The organism is Mannheimia sp. E30BD (assembly GCF_041807785.1).
Lineage (GTDB): Bacteria > Pseudomonadota > Gammaproteobacteria > Enterobacterales > Pasteurellaceae > Mannheimia.
Genome location: NZ_JBGTYX010000030.1, coordinates 1 through 19,725 on the forward strand (window position 1 = coordinate 1; position 19,725 = coordinate 19,725).

11 protein-coding genes and 3 pseudogenes are annotated in these 19,725 nt (G+C 38.7%); 7 read left to right on the forward strand and 7 right to left on the reverse strand.

Translation table 11 applies throughout. The features are described 5' to 3' along the window. Window positions 1–110 precede the first annotated feature (110 nt). Window positions 111–482 (forward strand): annotated as a pseudogene (locus ACERCG_RS11390) (amino acid ABC transporter substrate-binding protein); the annotation flags it as partial. A 27-nt stretch (window positions 483–509) separates the two neighbouring features. Here the strand turns inward: ACERCG_RS11390 and ACERCG_RS11395 are convergent. The 4 genes and pseudogenes from ACERCG_RS11395 to ACERCG_RS11410 form a co-directional block, all read right to left on the reverse strand. Further along, window positions 510–1,490: pseudogene (locus tag ACERCG_RS11395) on the reverse strand (IS3 family transposase). A gap of 79 nt (window positions 1,491–1,569) precedes the next feature. After that, window positions 1,570–2,739: an HlyD family efflux transporter periplasmic adaptor subunit gene (locus ACERCG_RS11400; RefSeq protein WP_373612183.1), complete on the reverse strand. Its 1,170-nt coding sequence runs from the start codon at window positions 2,737–2,739 to the stop codon at window positions 1,570–1,572. 9 nt (window positions 2,740–2,748) lie between these two features. Beyond that, window positions 2,749–4,884: an ATP-binding cassette domain-containing protein gene (locus ACERCG_RS11405; RefSeq protein WP_373612184.1), complete on the reverse strand. Its 2,136-nt coding sequence runs from the start codon at window positions 4,882–4,884 to the stop codon at window positions 2,749–2,751. A gap of 3 nt (window positions 4,885–4,887) precedes the next feature. Further along, the gene (locus ACERCG_RS11410; RefSeq protein WP_373612185.1) at window positions 4,888–6,213 is read right to left on the reverse strand and encodes a TolC family protein; all 1,326 of its coding nucleotides are present in this window, start codon (window positions 6,211–6,213) and stop codon (window positions 4,888–4,890) included. Window positions 6,214–6,497: 284 nt separating this feature from the next. Here ACERCG_RS11410 and ACERCG_RS11415 point away from each other — a divergent pair, with 284 nt between their 5' ends. The 5 genes and pseudogenes from ACERCG_RS11415 to ACERCG_RS11435 all read left to right on the forward strand — a co-directional run bounded on the left by ACERCG_RS11415 (window position 6,498) and on the right by ACERCG_RS11435 (window position 16,187). Continuing rightward, a complete protein-coding gene (locus ACERCG_RS11415) occupies window positions 6,498–13,001 on the forward strand; it encodes an Ig-like domain-containing protein (RefSeq protein ID WP_373612186.1) in 6,504 nt (2,167 codons plus the stop codon). A 177-nt stretch (window positions 13,002–13,178) separates the two neighbouring features. Continuing rightward, entirely contained in the window at window positions 13,179–13,307 is a 129-nt protein-coding gene (locus tag ACERCG_RS11420) for a hypothetical protein (protein ID WP_373612187.1), read from the forward strand. A gap of 126 nt (window positions 13,308–13,433) precedes the next feature. Continuing rightward, a complete protein-coding gene (locus ACERCG_RS11425; protein WP_373612188.1) occupies window positions 13,434–15,380 on the forward strand; it encodes a hypothetical protein in 1,947 nt (648 codons plus the stop codon). A gap of 238 nt (window positions 15,381–15,618) precedes the next feature. Continuing rightward, window positions 15,619–15,882, forward strand: a pseudogene (locus ACERCG_RS11430) (type II toxin-antitoxin system RelE/ParE family toxin); the annotation flags it as partial. Window positions 15,883–15,884: 2 nt separating this feature from the next. Beyond that, a complete protein-coding gene (locus tag ACERCG_RS11435) occupies window positions 15,885–16,187 on the forward strand; it encodes an addiction module antidote protein (RefSeq protein WP_373612189.1) in 303 nt (100 codons plus the stop codon). 49 nt (window positions 16,188–16,236) lie between these two features. Here ACERCG_RS11435 and ACERCG_RS11440 read toward each other — a convergent pair whose 3' ends face one another. From ACERCG_RS11440 to ACERCG_RS11450, 3 genes are all read right to left on the reverse strand, one after another. Further along, window positions 16,237–16,590: a type II toxin-antitoxin system PemK/MazF family toxin gene (locus ACERCG_RS11440; protein WP_373612190.1), complete on the reverse strand. Its 354-nt coding sequence runs from the start codon at window positions 16,588–16,590 to the stop codon at window positions 16,237–16,239. Next, window positions 16,590–16,847, reverse strand: a complete 258-nt coding sequence (locus ACERCG_RS11445) for an AbrB/MazE/SpoVT family DNA-binding domain-containing protein (RefSeq protein ID WP_373612191.1) — start codon at window positions 16,845–16,847, stop codon at window positions 16,590–16,592. The genes ACERCG_RS11440 and ACERCG_RS11445 overlap by 1 nt, the downstream gene beginning before the upstream one ends. A gap of 175 nt (window positions 16,848–17,022) precedes the next feature. Further along, window positions 17,023–18,093, reverse strand: a complete 1,071-nt coding sequence (locus ACERCG_RS11450; protein WP_373612192.1) for a hypothetical protein — start codon at window positions 18,091–18,093, stop codon at window positions 17,023–17,025. Window positions 18,094–18,286: 193 nt separating this feature from the next. On the opposite strand from ACERCG_RS11450, the gene ACERCG_RS11455 reads away from it, so the two are divergent. Further along, window positions 18,287–19,420: a Fic family protein gene (locus ACERCG_RS11455; protein ID WP_373612193.1), complete on the forward strand. Its 1,134-nt coding sequence runs from the start codon at window positions 18,287–18,289 to the stop codon at window positions 19,418–19,420. Window positions 19,421–19,725: the final 305 nt, after the last annotated feature.

Genomic DNA, 19,725 nt, shown 5'->3' on the forward strand with positions numbered 1-19,725 from the left:
TAGTCGCTGTTCGGGTGGGCGACAAGCGGTACGAAACGTACTTTATAATGCGGCGAATGTCGCCCGCCAACACGAACCGAAGTTCAAGGCATTTTATGAACGGCTGATTGCTCGTGGCAAACCAAGTGGCTTTAACCAGCCCAGAACGTCGAGCAACATTTGATAAGTCCGAATCTTACAGCTGGGACGGTGCAGCCTTATTAGTGCGTGAAGATGAAACTAAAATCAAAACCCCTGCTGATGTAAAAGGCGTGAAAACCGCCCAAAACTTAAGCTCAAACTATGGTGAGATTGTCCGTGAAAACGGTGCAGACATCGTACCGATTGACGGTATGGCTCAAGGCTTACTGTTAATTCAACAAAAACGTGCTGATGCTACTTTTAACAGCCACCTATCGTTATTAGATTACTTGAAAAAGAACCCAAATTTCGGTTTAAAAATTGTGTGGGAAAAAGAAGAAAAAGTGGGGGCAGGCTTAATTGTTCTGACCCCAAAAAGTTAGACTGCTCTAATTCAAGGACTGAGTTCTGTACTCCACAGGACTCAGTCCTTTTAGCTTCACTTGAATACGCTCATTATTGTAGTAATAAATGTACTCTTGAATAGTTTGTTTAAGCTCAGCAAGCGTGTTAAACCGCTTACCAAAATAACACTCCGTTTTGAGTCGCCCGAAAAAGCTTTCCATTGCACTGTTATCCAAGCAATTTCCCTTTCTTGACATACTTTGTCTAATGCCATTTTGTTAGCAAATTGTCTGAAAACCTAACATTTGATATTGCCAACCTTGGTCGGAATGTAATATCGGTGTTGAACCGTCAAGCCTTGCCACCGCTTGATTCATCATTCGAGTTATCTGCCCAAAATTCGGGGTTTCTGCCAAGTCATAGGCGATAATTTCGCCATTAAATAAGTCCTTAATCAGTGATAAATAAAGTTTACCTTCCGCACATTTGAACTCGGTTATGTCTGTGCCCCATTTCTCATTGGGTTTTGTCGCATTAAAATCTTGCTGTAAGCGATTTTCTGTAATCCGACCCACTTCGCCTTGATACGAGCGATATTTTCGGTACTTGCATTTCCCTTTCAACCCCAATTTTTGCATTATCGCTTGGACTTTTTTATGGTTAATTGTCCATATTTTTCTCAATATTTTAGGTAATAAGCCGTTTATGCCCTGTTTCTCAAAGGCTTGCAACCATTGGCTGATAAGAGCAGGGGAAGGAATACCAAAATGCAAAGCGGCTTTTTTTGTAGAAAATTGCCCGTTTTTAACCGCTTGTATCACAGATAATTTGAATTCGGAGGAGTAAGTTTGCTTTTTACCTAAAACAGCTAACCCATTGAAACCATAATGATGATATTGGTTAACCCAAAGTCTTAATGTGCTTTTCTCCAGCTGAAAATGCTGACGAGTAAGCGAGTGATTTTTCCCGGCTTGAAGGTAAAATTCGATCACTTGTTGTTTGAAAGATTGGTTGTATTTAGTCATAAAAAAATCTGCACCTTAATCAGTTGGTTATTTAGTCCAACTTTTGGGGTGCAGATCAAAGGAAGTGGTTTTGTATAAACTAAATCGTTGCTAACGCATCTCGTGCTTTTAGAATTGGTCTAAAGATGTAATCAATAATTCTCATATGACCAGCTTCTAATTCTGCTTCTACCACCATACCTGTTCGGATCTCCAATCCTTTTTCTTTCCATTGTTGCAAGGATTCAGGCGATATTTCTAATGAAACCACATAACTAGGCGGAGCATTTCTATCTTCTTTATCAGGCACGGTATCCGCACCAATTTTAACCACTTTTCCTAGCATAGTACCGTAAATACTATAATCATAAGCGGTTAATTTGAGTGAAGCTCTCATATCAGGCACAACATAACCGATATCTTTCGGCGTTACACGAGCTTCTACTAACAAATTCCCATCATTTGGTACAATTTCTAAAATAGTTTGTCCAGGGTTTACTACCGCACCAATGGTGTTGAAGTGAATTTGGTTTACAGTACCGCTTGAAGGCGAAACAATCGTTGCTCTATCTAGCTGATCTTGCACTGTTTTAATGCTTTCATTCGCTAAGGCTAATTGTGATACTGCATCAGATAGCTCTTGAGCTCGTTTTTTGTGTGTGTCAGAAAAGTAATTTTCTCTTTCTGTTCTGATATTATTGAGAGCTTGTTGTTGTGCAAGGATATCTCTTTTGGGTACAGCACCACTATTTTCAAATCGTGAAAGATTATTTAACTCTTGCTGTTTTAAAGAAATTTGAGAATCATAGTTTTTTGCTCTCGTAAGGTATTCTTCCACCTTTGTCGAAAGTAGGCTTCTTTCTGCATCAACGAGATCCGGATAAGCCTCTTGATAACCTTTTGGAATAGCAAAACTTTTTGCATTTTCAGCTTCTGCTTGTAATCTTAATTTTCTTAATGTGAAAGTAGCGATTTTTTTCTCAATTTCTTCTAACTGAGCTTGATATCTTGTTGTATCAAGTTCTGCCAATACTTGGCCAGTTTCTATATTATCCCCCTCGCTCACATTGAGCTGAATTAAAATTCCACCCTCTAAGTTTTGTACAATTTGTGTTCTTTCGTGAGACACAACTTTACCATTTGCTCTCACAACACGGCTAAATTGGGTTAGATATGACCAAACTAGCAATGCACTCAATAAAAACACAATAACCCAAAGTAATTTATTACTTTTTTTAGGTGGTTTAATTTCTTTTGTTAAATCTCTCATATTCCAACCTTAATTATTTTGTTCTGGCTGATTGTTTTGAGCCTTTTGAATTCTATTTAATACTTCATCTCTCGGACCATCAGCAATCACGTAACCATCGGCAATCACAATAATACGATCAACCATTGCTAAAATTGGCATTCGATGTGTAACCGTAATAAAGGTTTTATCTTTAGAGAAATTCGCTAAGGTATTAATGATAGAACCTTCGATATTTGGGTCTAAACTTGCGGTTGGTTCGTCAAGTAATAAAATTTTACTATCACTTAACAGCATTCTGGCAAGCTGAACACTTTGTTTTTGCCCAACAGATAAACCTCTACCGCCATCTTTAATCATTAAATCTAAACCGTGTGGGTGAGAGGTTAAAAAGTTGGCTAACCCAGTTTGAGATAACACACCCATAATTTTCTGATCGCTAATGTTCGGATTATTAAAGGTTAAATTCTGTCTTAACGTACCGCTAAATAATTGAATTTCCTGATTAACCACCGAGATAGCATTTCTAATATCGTTACTAAATATTTGGCGGATATCAATACCATCAATTTTTACTTCCCCTGAGTTAGGGTATTGTAAACCTGATAAAAGACGTAAGAAAGTAGATTTACCTGAACCATTTGGTCCTAAAATACCAATTTTCTCGCCCGGTCTAATCACAAGATTTTGCACCTGTAATGCAGGTTTAGAATCTTTATCGTACTGATAAATCACATTTCTTAATTCAAAGAAGCCGTTGATATTTTGACGACGTAATTTCTGCTGCTCAACAGGATCGTCTTGCTCTGACTCCGCAATTAAATCTAGCTCTTTTAAAGAAGATTTGACTTGAGCCCAACGAATTAAAAGCGAGCTTAAACGAGCAACAGGGGCAAGAGTACGAGAAACAAGAATACTCATTGCAATAATTGCACCCATTGTCATTTTGCCATCAAACGCATAATAAACGGCGGTTGATACCGTTAATACATAAGCAATTTGCTGAACACTAGCAGCCCATTGAGTTAAATGAGACACTAAAGCACGCTGACGCATTGAAATATCAGCAATAATCTCACTAATATCGTCCCATTGTTGCGTAAAGAAACGTTGTGATTTAGTCACTTTAATCACATCTAATTGATAGCTTACCTCGTTAAATAAACGGTTAGCTGCGGTGCGTGAGCCTAATGTTTCTTTTACGATATTCATCATTTTCTTTCTAAATAGAATAGGTGGAATAACCATAAATAACATTGCAATAATAGAAACCCAAACAACATTACCGCCAATCGCATAAATAACAAAAATGAATAACAACACAAATGGAATATCAACCAAAGAACCAACAGCCGCTTCGGTAAAAAATTCACGGATTGAGTTAAAATCTCGCATCATTTGGCTTAAATGGTTAGGCGTTGGTGTTTCATTTTTCAATCTCAAGCCTAGTAAGCGACGTAGTAACAAGCTAGTTGCTTGAATATCAATTCGCTTACCACTAAAGTCTAATAAATGCGAACGAATAATTCTAAGCGTTGCCTCTAATGCAAAGGCAATCATAACCCCAATAAGTAATGCCCATAAGGTTTCTTCAGACTTATTAGGAATAACTCTGTCGTAAACTTGTAACGAGAAGAAAGAGGTAATTAATGCTAAAATATTGGCAAAAAGCGTAGCAATTAATACTTTGGTAAATACGCCTTTTTCTAAAGAGAAGATAGACCAAAACCAATGTTTCTTTTCAACAGGAATAGATTGTTCTAAATAAATTCTATCAATTTGCTTTCTAATCAGCAGAGCAGGTAAGTTGATTGAAGCAAGCACATCATCGCTTTTCAACTCAATGGTTTCGCCAAAATTAATAGAAGCAAAAGAAATAATATTATTTGTTGAGTTAATATCAGTTATAACCGCATAATTACATTGAGAGTTTTCTTTTTTCAATTCAACAATGCAAGGTACAGGCAAGTTTAATAAGTGTTTATCAGATAAACTAATATTTAATTGAAAATCTTCACTAAATCGAGGGTTATTCTGAACTTCGCTAAAAGAGTTGAGTTCGGCTAGTTCATCAGCAACCAGCTCAACTCCAATATGATTTGCCTGAATTTTAATAGCTTCAGGTAAAGTTAAATGCCAACTAGGTGTTACGTTCTTATTATCCATTTTCTACTCTGATGTGTTAAAGATAGAGCCATTCGTAATACGAATTTTGCTTGCTTTCAAGTTTAATAATTGAGCTTGTAGCGAAATTAATTGCTGACGAGTTTGAAGTAATGTTCTATGAGCAGATAAACCATCAGACAATGTCGCTGTGCCTGCTTCAAACTCAGAATCAAATACACCTATCGCACTCATTCCTTTCTTTTCTAACCCTAAAAGGGTGTTTTTATTATTGTTTAAACGATTAGTCTCTAATTCAATTCGCTTATTTTCGGTTTCTAACTGAGTTTCAATTTGAGTAACTTTACGATTTGCCGCTTTATAAGCAGATTCAGCCGCATTTACTGTTGCAGAACGAGCAAACACAGAAGTAGGTAATTGGAATGAAACACCTACAGTGTGAACAGAGCTACCATTGGTTGCTTTACCAACTTCGCCCTCTAAAACTAAGTGTGGATAAATATCGCTTTCGGCTTGCTGGAATTGAGCATAAGCAATCTCTTTATTGATTTCAGCTTGTCTTAATTGCAGAGATTCATTACCCAAATCAGGTAAAATCTGTGAAGTGATACTATACAAACTTGGAATATCATTTAATGTAATTGGCGACATCAATTTTGCTGAGAGTAAATCCAAATTTAACGCAATTTCAATATTAATAGCGTCTAACTCAGATTTAAGTTCAGCCAATCTCAAATTTAATGTGTTAGATTCTGAAGCGGTGGACATACCTGCTTCAAATCGCACATCCGCCAAACCAGATAGTTTAGAAATAGAAGCAATAGAAGAACTCAATAGTTTGCTATTTTCCACCAATGAAGAAATTTTAACTACCGCTTCAACAGTTGAAGCAATAACTTCTCGCTCTTCAATAAAAAATTCTAATTGAGAGTTATCCACCCCAAGCTCGCCCTGTTTCTCTTTATGTTTTGCAGAGCCAAAATCCCATAATGTATAACTTGCATTTGCACCAATGTAAGGGCTTGTTTGGCTTGAATAACGGGCAACAGGGCGAATAGAAGGCCAGTTATTTTTGCGGATAATCTCTGCTTCTGCTTTTCGTTGCTCAATCACACTTGGCAATGAAGATACATTTTGATTGTATTCTAAAGCGGAATTAATAATAGATAAGAAAGAGTTATAACCTTGAGATTGTAGCGATGGAGATTTAACTGTATTAGGTGTACTTACAGGAAGGCTAGCAGATGAATTACCGCCATCAGCACTACAAATTGAACAGGCTTGGCCACTAACCTCGAAATTATGTTGATTTTGGCTACTACAAGCACTTAAAAAAGTGGCAGAGCTAACCAATAAGAGTAGTTTTTTCATAGAAATGGATACAATTTAATTAAAGTAAAATAATAAATGGCTAATTATATTCAGTTATTCATTTAAAAAATAGCGTTTTATTTTACAAATTTGTCAGGAAATGTAAAACCTATAATGGAACAAGGTTATTTAATAGCCTTCCTATAATTTTTATTATAGAATGTAGTATGCTAATGCTAATGCTAAAAGTGTGGCTAAGGCATAATTTAAAAATTATGAGATATTTTCATAATTACTAAGACTAAAACGTCTTGAAAATTTCATAATCAGAATGAGGAATTTATATGAATATTAATGTTGGACAATCTGCTAAAGTAGTATTGCCTGTTAAAGCTACTTCTATTAAGAAAACAGTAAAAGTAGGTAATAACTTAGAAGTACATCTAGCAAATGGTAGTGTTATTACTTTAGAGAACTATTTCCCAAATAAACCTGAGTTATTAACAAACGAAGGTAACAACCAAGTTACAGAATTAACTATTAGTGATAATGGTGAAGTTGTGGGCATCAAAGAACTAAGTGCCGAAGAAACAGCTTCTATGCTAGGTAATGCTTACTCATCATTAAGCTCATCACCTAACGACATTCTATTACTATCAGAAAGCGAAGCCTCTGCAGCTGCAGTAGGTGCAAAATCATATACTGCAGAAGTAATTGGTGCATCTGCTGCACTATTAGCTGGTATTTTTATTGCAGGAAGAGATAAATCAAGCTCTGACAACAAATCTGCAACAGTGAATAAACCAAAAACAACAACTGAGCGTATTGATACTGATGGCAATGGTACATTAGATACTGAAGTCATTACTGAGCATGATGCAAGCGGTCAAATTACGAAAGAAATTCGCAAAACTGATGCAAATGGTAATGGCAACCCTGAAAAAGTGGTTACAACCAAAACTAATCCAGATGGTAGCAAAACAGTAACTACAGAAGAAAGCACTAAAGATGATGGTGTTTATGATAAATCAGTTGAAATTACCACTAAGTCAGATGGTAGCAAAACGACTGTAGAAAGCACAGATACTACAGGCGATGGTAAAAAAGATACCACTGTTACTACTGAAACAGATAAAAACGGCAATGTAACTTCTACTAAAAAAGTAGTTGATAAAGATCAAGACGGCAATCCAGAAGAAACAACTAAAACTGAGACTAAGTCAGACGGTACAAAAGTAACTACTGAAACCAAAGATCAAAATGATGATGGTAAAGTAGATAGTACAGTAACCAAAACTGAAAACCCAGATGGTTCTTCAACAAAAGAAGAAACCAAAGCTGATGGTACAACAACTGTAACCAAAGATGACGGCAAAGGTAATACTTCAATAGAAACTAAGAACCCAGATGGCTCTTCAACGAAAGATGAAACCAAAGCTGACGGCACAACAGTAAAAACTGAAAACGACGGCAAAGGCAACACATCAACAGAAACTAAAAAACCAAATGGTTCTACAACAAAAGAAGAAACCAAAGCTGATGGTACAACAACTGTAACCAAAGATGACGGCAAAGGTAATACTTCAACAGAAACTAAGAATCCAGATGGCTCTTCAACTAAAGAAGAGAAAAATGCTGACGGTTCAATCAAAACCACAGAAGATGATGGTAAAGGCACAACTGTAACCAAAACTGATGATGGAAAAGGTAATACCTCAACAGAAACTAAGAACCCAGATGGCTCTTCAACTAAAGAAGAGGAAAATGCTGACGGTTCAACCAAAACCACAGAAGATGATGGTAAAGGCACAACTGTAACCAAAACTGATGATGGAAAAGGTAATACCTCAACAGAAACTAAGAACCCAGATGGCTCTTCAACGAAAGATGAAACCAAAGCTGACGGCACAACAGTAAAAACTGAAAACGACGGCAAAGGCAACACATCAACAGAAACTAAAAAACCAGATGGTTCTACAACCAAAGAAGATACTAAAGCTGATGGTACGACTACTGTAACCAAAGATGACGGCAAAGGTAACACTTCAACAGAAACTAAGAACCCAGATGGCTCTTCAACTAAAGAAGAAACTAAAGCTGATGGTACAACTTCTGTAACTAAAGATGACGGCAAAGGTAACACTTCAACAGAAACTAAGAACCCAGATGGCTCTTCAACCAAAGAAGATACCAAAGCTGATGGTACAACATCGACAGAAACTACCAAGCCAAACGGTGAAACTACATCTGTAACTAAACACCCTGATGGTTCAACCACAACTACAACCACTAAGCCAAATGAAGATGGTTCAACTACTGCTACTATTGTTAATAAAGACAAAGATGGCAAAGAGATTGAAACAACCGTTAAAGTAACACAGCCTAATGGTTCATCAGTAGCGGAAACAACTCGCCCAGACGGTACAAGTACAACAGTTACCGATAACGGTAAAGGTACAACCACAACGGTAAACCGTGATTCAAATGGTGATGTAACTGATACTACAACAACAGTTACTAAACCAGACGGATCATCTGTTTCTACAACGAAAAATGCAGATGGTACAAGCTCAACTACCACAACTAAACCAAACAAAGATGGTAGCACAACAGCAACAACAGTAGAGAAAGATGCAGGTGGTAAAACTACTGCAACTACGGTAACTAACACCAAGCCAAACGGTGATGTAACATCTGAAACTAAATACCCAGATGGTACGAGCAAAACTGTAACCAAAACAGATACTAATGGTGATGGCAAACAAGACACCACAGTTACAACTGAGAAAGATAAAAACGGCAAAGTAACTTCAACGGAAACAGCTGTTGATTTATCTCCAACTGATGGTAATCCTGAAACTGTAACTAAAGTTGAGCCACAGGCTGATGGCAGCACTAAAACAACAATCATCAAAGATGAAAACTCTGATGGTGTAGTTGATAGTGTAACTGAAAGCACTACTAAACCAGATGGTTCTACTACTTCTGTTACTGAACACAAAGATGAAAACGGCAACAAAACAGGTACAACTGAAACTACAACCACTCCAGATGGTAAAGGCGGTTCAACCTCTAACAGTGTACACAAAGATGCCGACGGTAACGTAACAGGTACTACTGAAAGCACAACTACACCAGACGGCAAAGGTGGTTCAACTACACATACAACCGAAAAAGACAAAAATGGTGAAGTAACATCAACTACTGAGAAGCAGACCAATGCAGATGGTAGTTCAACATCTGAGACTAAATATCCGGACGGATCTAGCTCAACGACTAAAGACGATGGTAAAGGCACGACTGAGACTGAAAATAAAGACAAAGACGGCAATGTAACCTCAACTGAAAAAGTCGTAGATACTAATCCGAAAGATGGTAATCCTGAAAGTGTAACCAAAGATGAAACTAATGCTGATGGTACTAAAGTAACTACCGAAACCAAAGACGAAAACTCTGATGGTAATGCGGAAAGTCAAACTACTACCACAACTCGTCCTGATGGTTCTTCAACAACAGAAGAGAAGAAAGACACTACAGGTGATGGCAAGTTAGATACTACAATCACAACCGAAAAAGATGAAAAAGGTAATACAACATCTACTACAACGGTGGTTGATAAAGATGGTGATGGTAATGCAGAAAGCACTACTACAGTAACTAACAACCCAGACGGTAGCACTACAACAACAGTTGCTGAAGATAAAAATGATGATGGTACTGTAGATACAACCACCACGACAACAACACGTCCTGATGGTAGTTCAACTACAACTGTAGAAAACCAAGACGGCTCAACTTCAACAACTGAAGATGACGGAAAAGGTACAGTAACCAAAACTGAAAAAGATAAAGAAGGCAATGTAACCGATACCACAGAAGTGACGCACGATGATGGCAGCAAAACGACAATCATCAATCGTCCAGATGGCACAACTTCAATTATTGAAGATGATGGCAAAGGTACAGTTACAACAACTGAACAGGGTAAAGATGGTAAAGAAACTTCATCTACAACAACAGTAGATAAAGACCAAGACGGTAATCCAGAAAGTACAACGAAAGTTGAAACTAAACCAGATGGTACTAAAGTAACTACTGAAACTAAAGATGAAAATGATGACGGTAAAGTAGATAGCCAAACTACAACAACCGAACGTCCTGATGGCACTTCTACAACAGTAGAGAAGAAAGACACTACAGGCGACGGCAAGTTAGATACGACAATCACAACCGAAAAAGACGAAGATGGTAAAACAACTTCAACTAAAACGGAAAAAGATGAAGATCTAGATGGTAACCCAGAAAGTACAACAACGGTAATTAACAACCCAGATGGTATAAAAGTAACGACTGAAACCACAGATAAAGATGACGATGGCAATGTAGATAGCACAACGACTACAACGACACGTCCTGATGGCAGCTCAACGTCTAAAACTGAAAATACTGACGGCTCAACTTCAACAACTGAAGCCGACGGTAAGGGTAATGCTGTAACTAAGACTGACGACGGCAAAGGTAATACTTCAACTGAAACTAAGCGTCCGGACGGTAGTTCAACGACTATTGCGGATAAAGCTGATGGTTCAACTGAAAAAACTGAAAACGACGGCAAAGGCACAACTGCAACTGTAAAAGATGACGGTAAAGAAATCAGTGGTACAACTAAACCAAACGCAACTGTAACTGTTACAGATGCAAATGGTAACAAGTTGGGCGAAGCTGTAGCTGATAGTGAAGGTAAATACAATATTCCACTAGATCCACCGAAAACTGATGGTGAAACCATCAATGTAACTGTGAAAGATCCTGTTACTGGCACAACAACCACAACACCTATCACAGCATTTGATACAACACCACCAGCGAAGCCAACTGATGAAAATACAAACACTCAAGGCGATAAAGCGAGTGGCACAGTAACTGTATCAGGCACAACAGAGCCAGGTTCAACAGTCACGATCAAAGATGACAAAGGTAACGTAATTGGTACAGGTAAAGCGGATGAGCAAGGTAACTACAATGTACCGGTAAATCCACCGAAAACTGATGGTGAAACGTTAACAGTAGAAGTGAAAGACCCAGCGGGAAATACTTCAACAGGTACGGTTACAGCGCCAGATACAACGCCACCGACAAAACCGACAGATGAGAATACAACGGTATCAGATAACGGTACTACGGTAACGGTTACAGACCAACAACCAGGCTCAACGGTAACGATTACAGATGATAAAGGCACTGTAATTGGTACAGGTACAGTAGGTGCAGATGGTACAGCGACAGTAGGTATTAACCCACCGAAAAACAATGGCGAGAAAGTGAATGTAGAAGCGAAAGACCCAGCGGGAAATACTTCGACAGGAACGATTACAGCGCCAGATAATACAGCACCAGATGCGCCAACTGAGGTAAAACCAAACAGTAATGGTAGCGAAATTACAGGTAAAGCAGAACCAAACTCAACTATCAGCGTAAAAACACCGGATGGTAAAGAGATTGCAACAACTCAAGCAGATGAAGATGGTAACTTTACGGTTAAAATGCCATCAGAACTACCAACTGAAAACGTTAATGTTACTGCAAGTGATGCAGCGGGTAATGAATCTCAACCAACAAATGTTGCGTTACCGGATTTATCAGATCCAAAAACAGAAATTGTTGTAGACGGCAACAAAGTATATACCTATTACGATATCAACCATGATGGTATTGTGGATAAAGCAGAAGTTGCAACCTATGATAAACCTGTAACATTACACGCAGTAACGAAAGAAGTTATTAACGATGCTAAAGTAACTCAAATTGACACTTACTTAGAGGCAAAAGATATTGGTGGTGGAAATGCTAAAATTGACTCTGTTAAAGACTCAAAAGTTGAGCCAACAAATCCAGACCAAAAAGTGTACTATGTTTACGATGCAGAGGGTAATGTAAAACAACGTTTATATGACTTAGATGCTAAAGAAGGCACAGGTTCATCGGTTACAAGTAAAGGTGTTGATGGCAAGGTATACAATGGCATTGACAGATACGAAACAGTTGAAGCAAGCAAACCTGGTAAAGCGGAAGTTAAACTGGCGGACGGCTCTACAGTAATTAAAGATGTAATGCTAGAAACTCAAATTGCATATAACAACGACGCCAAAGGTGCTGACGATGCAAAAGAGTATCTAACATATAACGATAAAGGTCTAAAAGAGCTAGTATTCTTTGATGATAATGCAGATGGCAACATCGACCGTGTTGAAAAATACACCTATGATGCTAACGGCAATCCAACCAAAGTTGAATACGATAACGATCCAAAAGGAGTGACTGCAGATAATTTACCTAACGATATTAGCGGTGTTGATAAGGCTGAATATTATGAATATAAAGCGATCACACACATGGTAAATGACAAATCAGTAACAGAGTATATAGCAACAGCTAAGTACACAAATACTGACGGAGCAGCGACAGGAATGCGTCATTCAATCAATGGCGAATCAGTGCAAGGCATTGATACTATTGAGAGATATGAATATAACGACTATGGACGTCTAGTGCAAATCGACTACGATAATAACGCCGACGGCACTGCCGATAAGATCCATTATCAGAAGTTCGACGCTTTAGGCAACCGTACTGAGTTGTTAGTGGATAACGACGCTAACGAAGCCACAGGTAAAGCGGCGTTCGACCATGATGGCAAGCCAATCAAAGGTATCGATAGAATTGAAACCTTCGGTCGTAACACTAAAGGTCAAACCTTACAGATTGATGTGGATAACACAGGCGATGGCGAAGCTAACTCAACCACTTACCTCGTATTAGACCAATACGGTCGTAGGGTGGCGATATAATTCAACAACGACTGTATCGATTCGACAGGTAAAGCAATTACTGTTGAAATTGATGGCAAACAGGTTGAACTCAAAGGTATCGACAGCTTTGAAACCTATGAATACAACGCGAACGGTCAGCAAATTCAAATCAACCGTAACTTAAATGCGAGAGATGCGGGTGACGGCGGAGAAGAGTTGAAAAACGACACAGGCTTTGAAGAAGTGATTTACATCGACCGTGATGAGTACGGACGTGAGAAAGGTCGTTACACTGATTTAGATAACGATAAAAACACCGGCACAGGCAATAAAGACCAAGACTAAGCGATTGAGCTTCGCGATGGTCGCGTTCTGAAAGGTATTGACCGTTATGAAACCTACGAACACAACGAAAACGGCCACCACATTCAAACCAACAGAAACCTTGATGCAAAAGGCGAGTTTGAAGAAGTGGAATACCGTGATGTGGACAAAGCAAGCGGTCAATTAAGCGGAATTTATTACAACCGTGATAACGATATGAAAGACGGTGTTGCTCTCAAAGAGAAAACAGGTGAAACGGTTCGCTTAAACGATGGTCGTGAAGTAGAAGGCATTGACAACTTCACCACTTACGAGCGTGATAACCAAAACCGTGTGATTACCGAACGCTTCAACCTTGATGCGAAAGGCGATTTCGACCGAGTGTACTACTACGACTTAGACGCAAACGGTAACCGTATTGGCGAATATCAAAACCTTGATAACGACACGACGCTAACGCTTGAAGGTGAAAAACAGGTAACAGGTACAACTCACACCTTAGAAGATGGTCGTACCGTACACGGCATTGAACGCTACTACGAGCACAAATTCGATGGAAACAACCGAGTTTACGAGCGTACAAGCAACCTAGACGGTAAAGACCACGCTGAAAGCGTAAGCTACTATGTGCGTGATGCGTTAGGACGTGAAATTGCCCGTTATGACAACACCAATAATGATGTGTTAAGCAACGGCAAACCGAACCCGACAGGTCATACTCATACGATTATGCTCAATGGCAAAGAAGTAACGGTAAACGGTATCGACAGAATTGTGGAAAACACCCACAACGAATACGGTAACGTAGTCCAAACTCGCACCAATAACACGGGAGAAGCGGGGGCTGATAAGTTTACCAACATAACCGATAACGTGTACAACAAACGTCGCCAAAAAGTAGAAGACCGTTCACAAGTGAAAATTGAAGAAAGCGGAAAATTTGAACAATCTGCTGCCAATAAGTACACTTATGACATCTACAACCGTGTGGCAACGAGGGAGTTTGATACTGACTTCTCTGAAGGCAAGGAAGGTACTGAGCGTAAGGAAACTTACGGCTATGATAACTACGGTAGATTAATCGAAACCAAAGAAGATATCTTAGGCGATGCTATCGATGTGAATAGCCGAATGGTGCGTGAAAGAGACGAGTTTGGTCGTGATAAAGTCATTCGCAACTACCAAGCAGATGGTACGTTAATTTGGAAACGAGAGTATGAATATGATGAGTACGGTTATCAAACTAAAGTGACTAACTATTCATCTGAAACTAATAAGAGCTTTATCAACAGCAATACCCGTGATGAGTTTGGTCGACTTAAAACACTCTATGAAGACAAAAATGCCAACGGCATCTATGATGTTGGTGATTTGAAACAAACCCTCATCTACGACCAGAACCTGAATAGTAATTACGCTGAGCGCATCGATGAATGGGTAAATGCAGATGGTGCTTCAGGCAAAAATCATAACTACTACAAGTATAATGAGTTTGGCAGACGATTGACTAGCTATGCTGATAGAAACGACAACAAGACGTTAGATGGCGATGAAGTATTGAACAAATACTCTTATATAGGCAACACAAATCTTTTTGATATTATTGAGGATTATCGTGGCGGAGATAAACAAGAGCACCTATATCAAATACGGAAATATATTTACCAAGATGTAGGTATTAGCGGTACACACATTGCTCACTTATCCGAAAATGTTGCCAAATCTGACGCTACTTTAGTCTATGGTACAGCAGGCTTTCACTATTCAACCAAAGATGACTACACCTCTGAAAAATGGCGTGCGTTATTGGATAATTACGAAAACAAAATTATCCAAATCAACCTAACCAATGCAAGAGCAAGTACAGACATCACGGTTGATAACGATGTTATCGCTAAAATCAGCAAGAATGCTACTTTCACGATTAACGGCGACAGCACCGACACAGTGAGATTGAAAGACAATACCGATTTCACTAAGTTGGACGCAACCGTAAAACGTGGCAGCAACGATTACGCACAATACACCACCGAAGTGGACGGTCAGCAATATACTTTATTGATTGATACCGACATCAACGTAGTATTGGCGTAGTATTGGAGTAGTCTCAGCCCTCTACAAGCGGTCATTTTTTGCTGAAAATTTGCAAAACACCGCTTAAGATAAAACAAAACCTGCTACCGATTGGTAGCAGGTTTTTTTGTTATTAGATTAGCTTATATAGATAAAAGCATTGCCTTTTTGTAATGCTAACATTACAATTTAGTTGTTGGGGAGGGGAATAATGTATCTAATAGAACAAACAGAAGAATTTAAGTAGTGGCTAGACAAACTAAAAGATCCCCTAGCTAAAATTACTATCATTAGACGCTTGGAGCGAGCCAAATCAGGCAATTTTGGCGACTGTAAAGCATTGGGCGATGGTGTAATGGAAATGCGGATAATGATAAATAAAGGCTATCGGCTTTATTATGCCCAAAAAGGCAAGACGATTTATCTGATTATTCAGGGTGGACACAAAGATAGCCAAGAAAAAGATATTGCAACAGCCAAAACATTCTGGCGAAATTATCAACAATTGCAACAAGGAGAATAGTTATGCAACATACTGAATTTAAAGGGGAAATATCAACCTTTGATGCGGCGGAATATTTAAAAAGCGATGAGCTTATTGCCCTTTACTTAGCTGAAGTATTGAAAGATGGCGATGAAGAAGAATTTATCCAAGCCTTAAATACGATTGCGAGGGCTAAAGGGATGAACGAACTCGCCAAGAAAGCGAATATAGCTAGAGAAAGTTTATACCAAACTCTATCAAGCAAAAAACCTCGTTTTGAGAGCATTGTGAAAATCTTAGCTGCTCTTAATATTGAGCTTGTACCAACCGTTAAAGCGGCTTAGTTTAAACAAAAACCTGCTACCAATCGGTAACAGGTTTTTTATGTTCTAATCAATCCTTTAAAATCGCCTCTACAATATCTTGTACTTCGGAAAGAATATAGTGAGGGACGCTTTCCACCTTTTTCGCTCTTCGACTAATAAAATCAATGACCCTTGTTTGATAAGCCACAATAACGCCTTGTGTTTCACAGCCTGTACCACTTAGAGTAACGGCGAAGCTATTTTCACGGGCTAACGCTGCATTACCTTGTGTAATGGGAGCTATCATCATAAAGCCTAAATTGTGAAATTCGCTGTCGCTTAAAACCAACGCAGGGCGGCGTTCGCCCTCAATTTCTTTACCTACCACAGGGTTTAGGCATATTGTAATGATATCGCCTCGTTTAAACTGACTTCGTTTCATTAGATTTCATTCCCTGTTGGCTCAAGTAAATCCCATTCTTCGCACGCTGGGAGCGTTTTAGTTGAGGTCATTGCAATTCGCTCTGCTAACGTAAGCCGCTGCCTTTTTACGGGAGGAACAACAACCAGTTTTATTGTTTGATGGTCAATTTGAGTTAATTCTAGAAAATCGCCTGTTTCTAAATTCATTAAATGAGCAAAATCTTTCGGCAAACGAACAGCTTTGCTATTGCCCCACTGTTTAACTTGTACTCTCATTGTCTTCCTTACTTTTGTATCATTGAATGATACATTGGATTTTACAATAAGTGAGAGATTTATCAATATAAAAAAACCACCTTACAGAAAAATCTATAAGGTGGTTTGAGTTAAAGTCAGCAGTCATTTTTTTGCAAATTTTCAGCAAAAAATGATCGCTTGTAGAGGGCTGAGACTACGCCAATACTACGTTGATGTCGGTGTCAATCAATAAGGTGTATTGCTGACCGTCCACCTCTGTTTGGTATTGCTCGTACTCCTGTCTGCCTCTTGTCACATTATCGAGTTGGGTAAACTCGGTGTTGTCTTTCAGGCGGATAGTGTCGGTTGCATCACCGTTTACGACTAACTCAGATTTTGTGAGTTTCGCAAGCACGTTGTTATCCAGCGTAATGTCGGTTTGGTAGTTGGCATTAGACATATTCAGTGTCTTAATCGCTCCGCCTATTTGCTTAAATAACGCATCATAGTGGCTCTCGGTAAAGTCTTCAGTTGAAGAGCGTCTAGTTCCACCATAACCATTATAAGAAAGGGTATGATAAACACTATTCGCATCAGAATAAAAACTACCCAATATAATATTATTATCGCTGTAATGTATTTTTTGTAGGTGCTGTAACTCATTACCTGAATACACTGTAATCACATCTATTAAAGTACTCTCCCCAACAAAAGAGACTTTAGAAGCTCTTTCACCTTCATCAATTTGACCGTTTTTGTTAGTGTCTGAATGGGTAGAATTATGTCTGCCAAAACCATCATAACCCCAAATGGTGTAAACTTCCGGTCTGCCGTCTGCATAGGATTGAAGCTGGGAGATGATGTTTCCTTGCGGTGTATCATCACGAACACTGATAATAACGGTATCCAAATCGTTATAGATACCATCCCCGTTCCAATCTATTTCATTTTTAATTTCTAATCCTCTTGCATCACGAGTATAGTTATTTACACGGGTTATTTGCCCATCTATACCAAAGATAGTCTGTTTAGAAATATTGCCATAAACATCTCGTTCATTTATGTAATGGCTTTCCAAATCGCCAGAGGCATTTGAATAAGTTTTAATTTCGCCATCACGCCCGAAAACATCACGCTCATGAGTAACATAAGCATCAATATCCCCACCTACATCAAATGTATCACGATCAGTTCTAACCAACTGATTGAGGTTGTTATAGTGGTACGTTTCCTTACGCTCAAAACCCTCTTTTTCCGTATTTGTGTCAAAGCTTCTCGTTGCCACACGGTTGTAGATGTCATAAGTGTACTTATTTAAAGCTATGAGCTGATTAATCTACTTATTTAGCTCGAGTAATGAGGTGAATGTGCTATACTTTCAGCTCATTTGGNTTAAAGCTATGAGCTGATTAATCTACTTATTTAGCTCGAGTAATGAGGTGAATGTGCTATACTTTCAGCTCATTTGGAGAAATACAATGCAATACAATGATTACAAATGGATATGGCAATATCCGAATTGGACGGAATTTTTATGGAATCAAAGCCAACTTGAGCCACAGTTACGTCGCTGTTGGTTATTGTTGGGTAAATTGATTGGATATAGTGCTCAAATCAAGCATCAAGATTCGCAACTGGCGTTAGATACTTTGTTGAATAACATTTTAAGTTCATCACAAATTGAGGGAGATAGTTTGAATGCCTATTCTGTGCGTTCATCGCTTGCGAAAAAATTAAATATCTCGGTAGATATTCCTTATCCTGTTTCAGATCGCTCTGAAGGCGTGAGCAATATTATGCTTGATGCACTGGATAATTGGCAGGAAGCCTTGAGTAAAGAACGCTTAGCACAATGGCATCGTTGGTTGTTTCCCTATTACACGCCACATATTAAAGCAGGCGAGCTACGTGGTGAGGAGCCGATGCAAGTCGTATCGGGCAGGCTGGATAGACCAAAAGTTCACTTTGAAGCCCCGCATCGTCATATTTTAGAGGGAGAACTAAATCGATTTATTGATTGGTTTAACCAAAGTAGAGAGGATAATACGCTCGATCCACTGCTCCGAGCCGGAATCGCCCATCTTTGGTTTCTTACCTTACACCCGTTTGATGATGGTAATGGTAGATTAGCAAGAACCTTAACTGACTTAGCCCTCACTCAAGCCGATCAACAAAGTATTCGCCTATACGCTATCTCTACCACTATTTTGCAAAAAAGAGCAGAATACTACCGCTTGTTGGAACAAACTCAAAAAGGTGATCGTGAAATAACCTCTTGGCTAAATTGGTTTTTGAATATCTTGACAGAAAGCATTGAACAGAGTTTAGTTCAAATTGAACGCACATTGTTCAAAAGCCACTTTTGGTTGAAATATCGGGAGCTGCAATTAAGTCCTGAACAGAAGAAAGTGTTGAACCGCTTGTTAGATGGCGGAGAAAATGGGTTTGAATTGGGCATTAGTGCCTCTCAATATCAAAAAGTTGCTAAAGTCAGCAAAGCAACCGCAACCCGCCATTTAACGGATTTACTGGAAAAAGGGCTGATAAAAAAGACTAATCAAGGTGGGCGAAGCACTCGCTATTTAATTGCAGAAATCCACAAGGATAACTAGATATTCGCCTCATTATTTGAGCTAAATAGGTAGGTTAATCAGCTCATAGCTTTAAATAAGTGTGCTTATTTACAGGTATAGATTATTTTGTATACATTTTTCTTTGGCTTTACCAAGTTATGAGGGTAGCATTTCTGCACTCATCAAGAAAAACGAGGATAAATACAATGATAACACTTGCCAAAAATCCAGTGAGTACAACCAGCAAAATTGAATTTGTGGAACATAACCGCCCCTCAGAAGAGCAAGTCTTTTTGATGCGAATTTTGAATGGCGAAATTACATTCAAAAGTAATGAAGAAGTG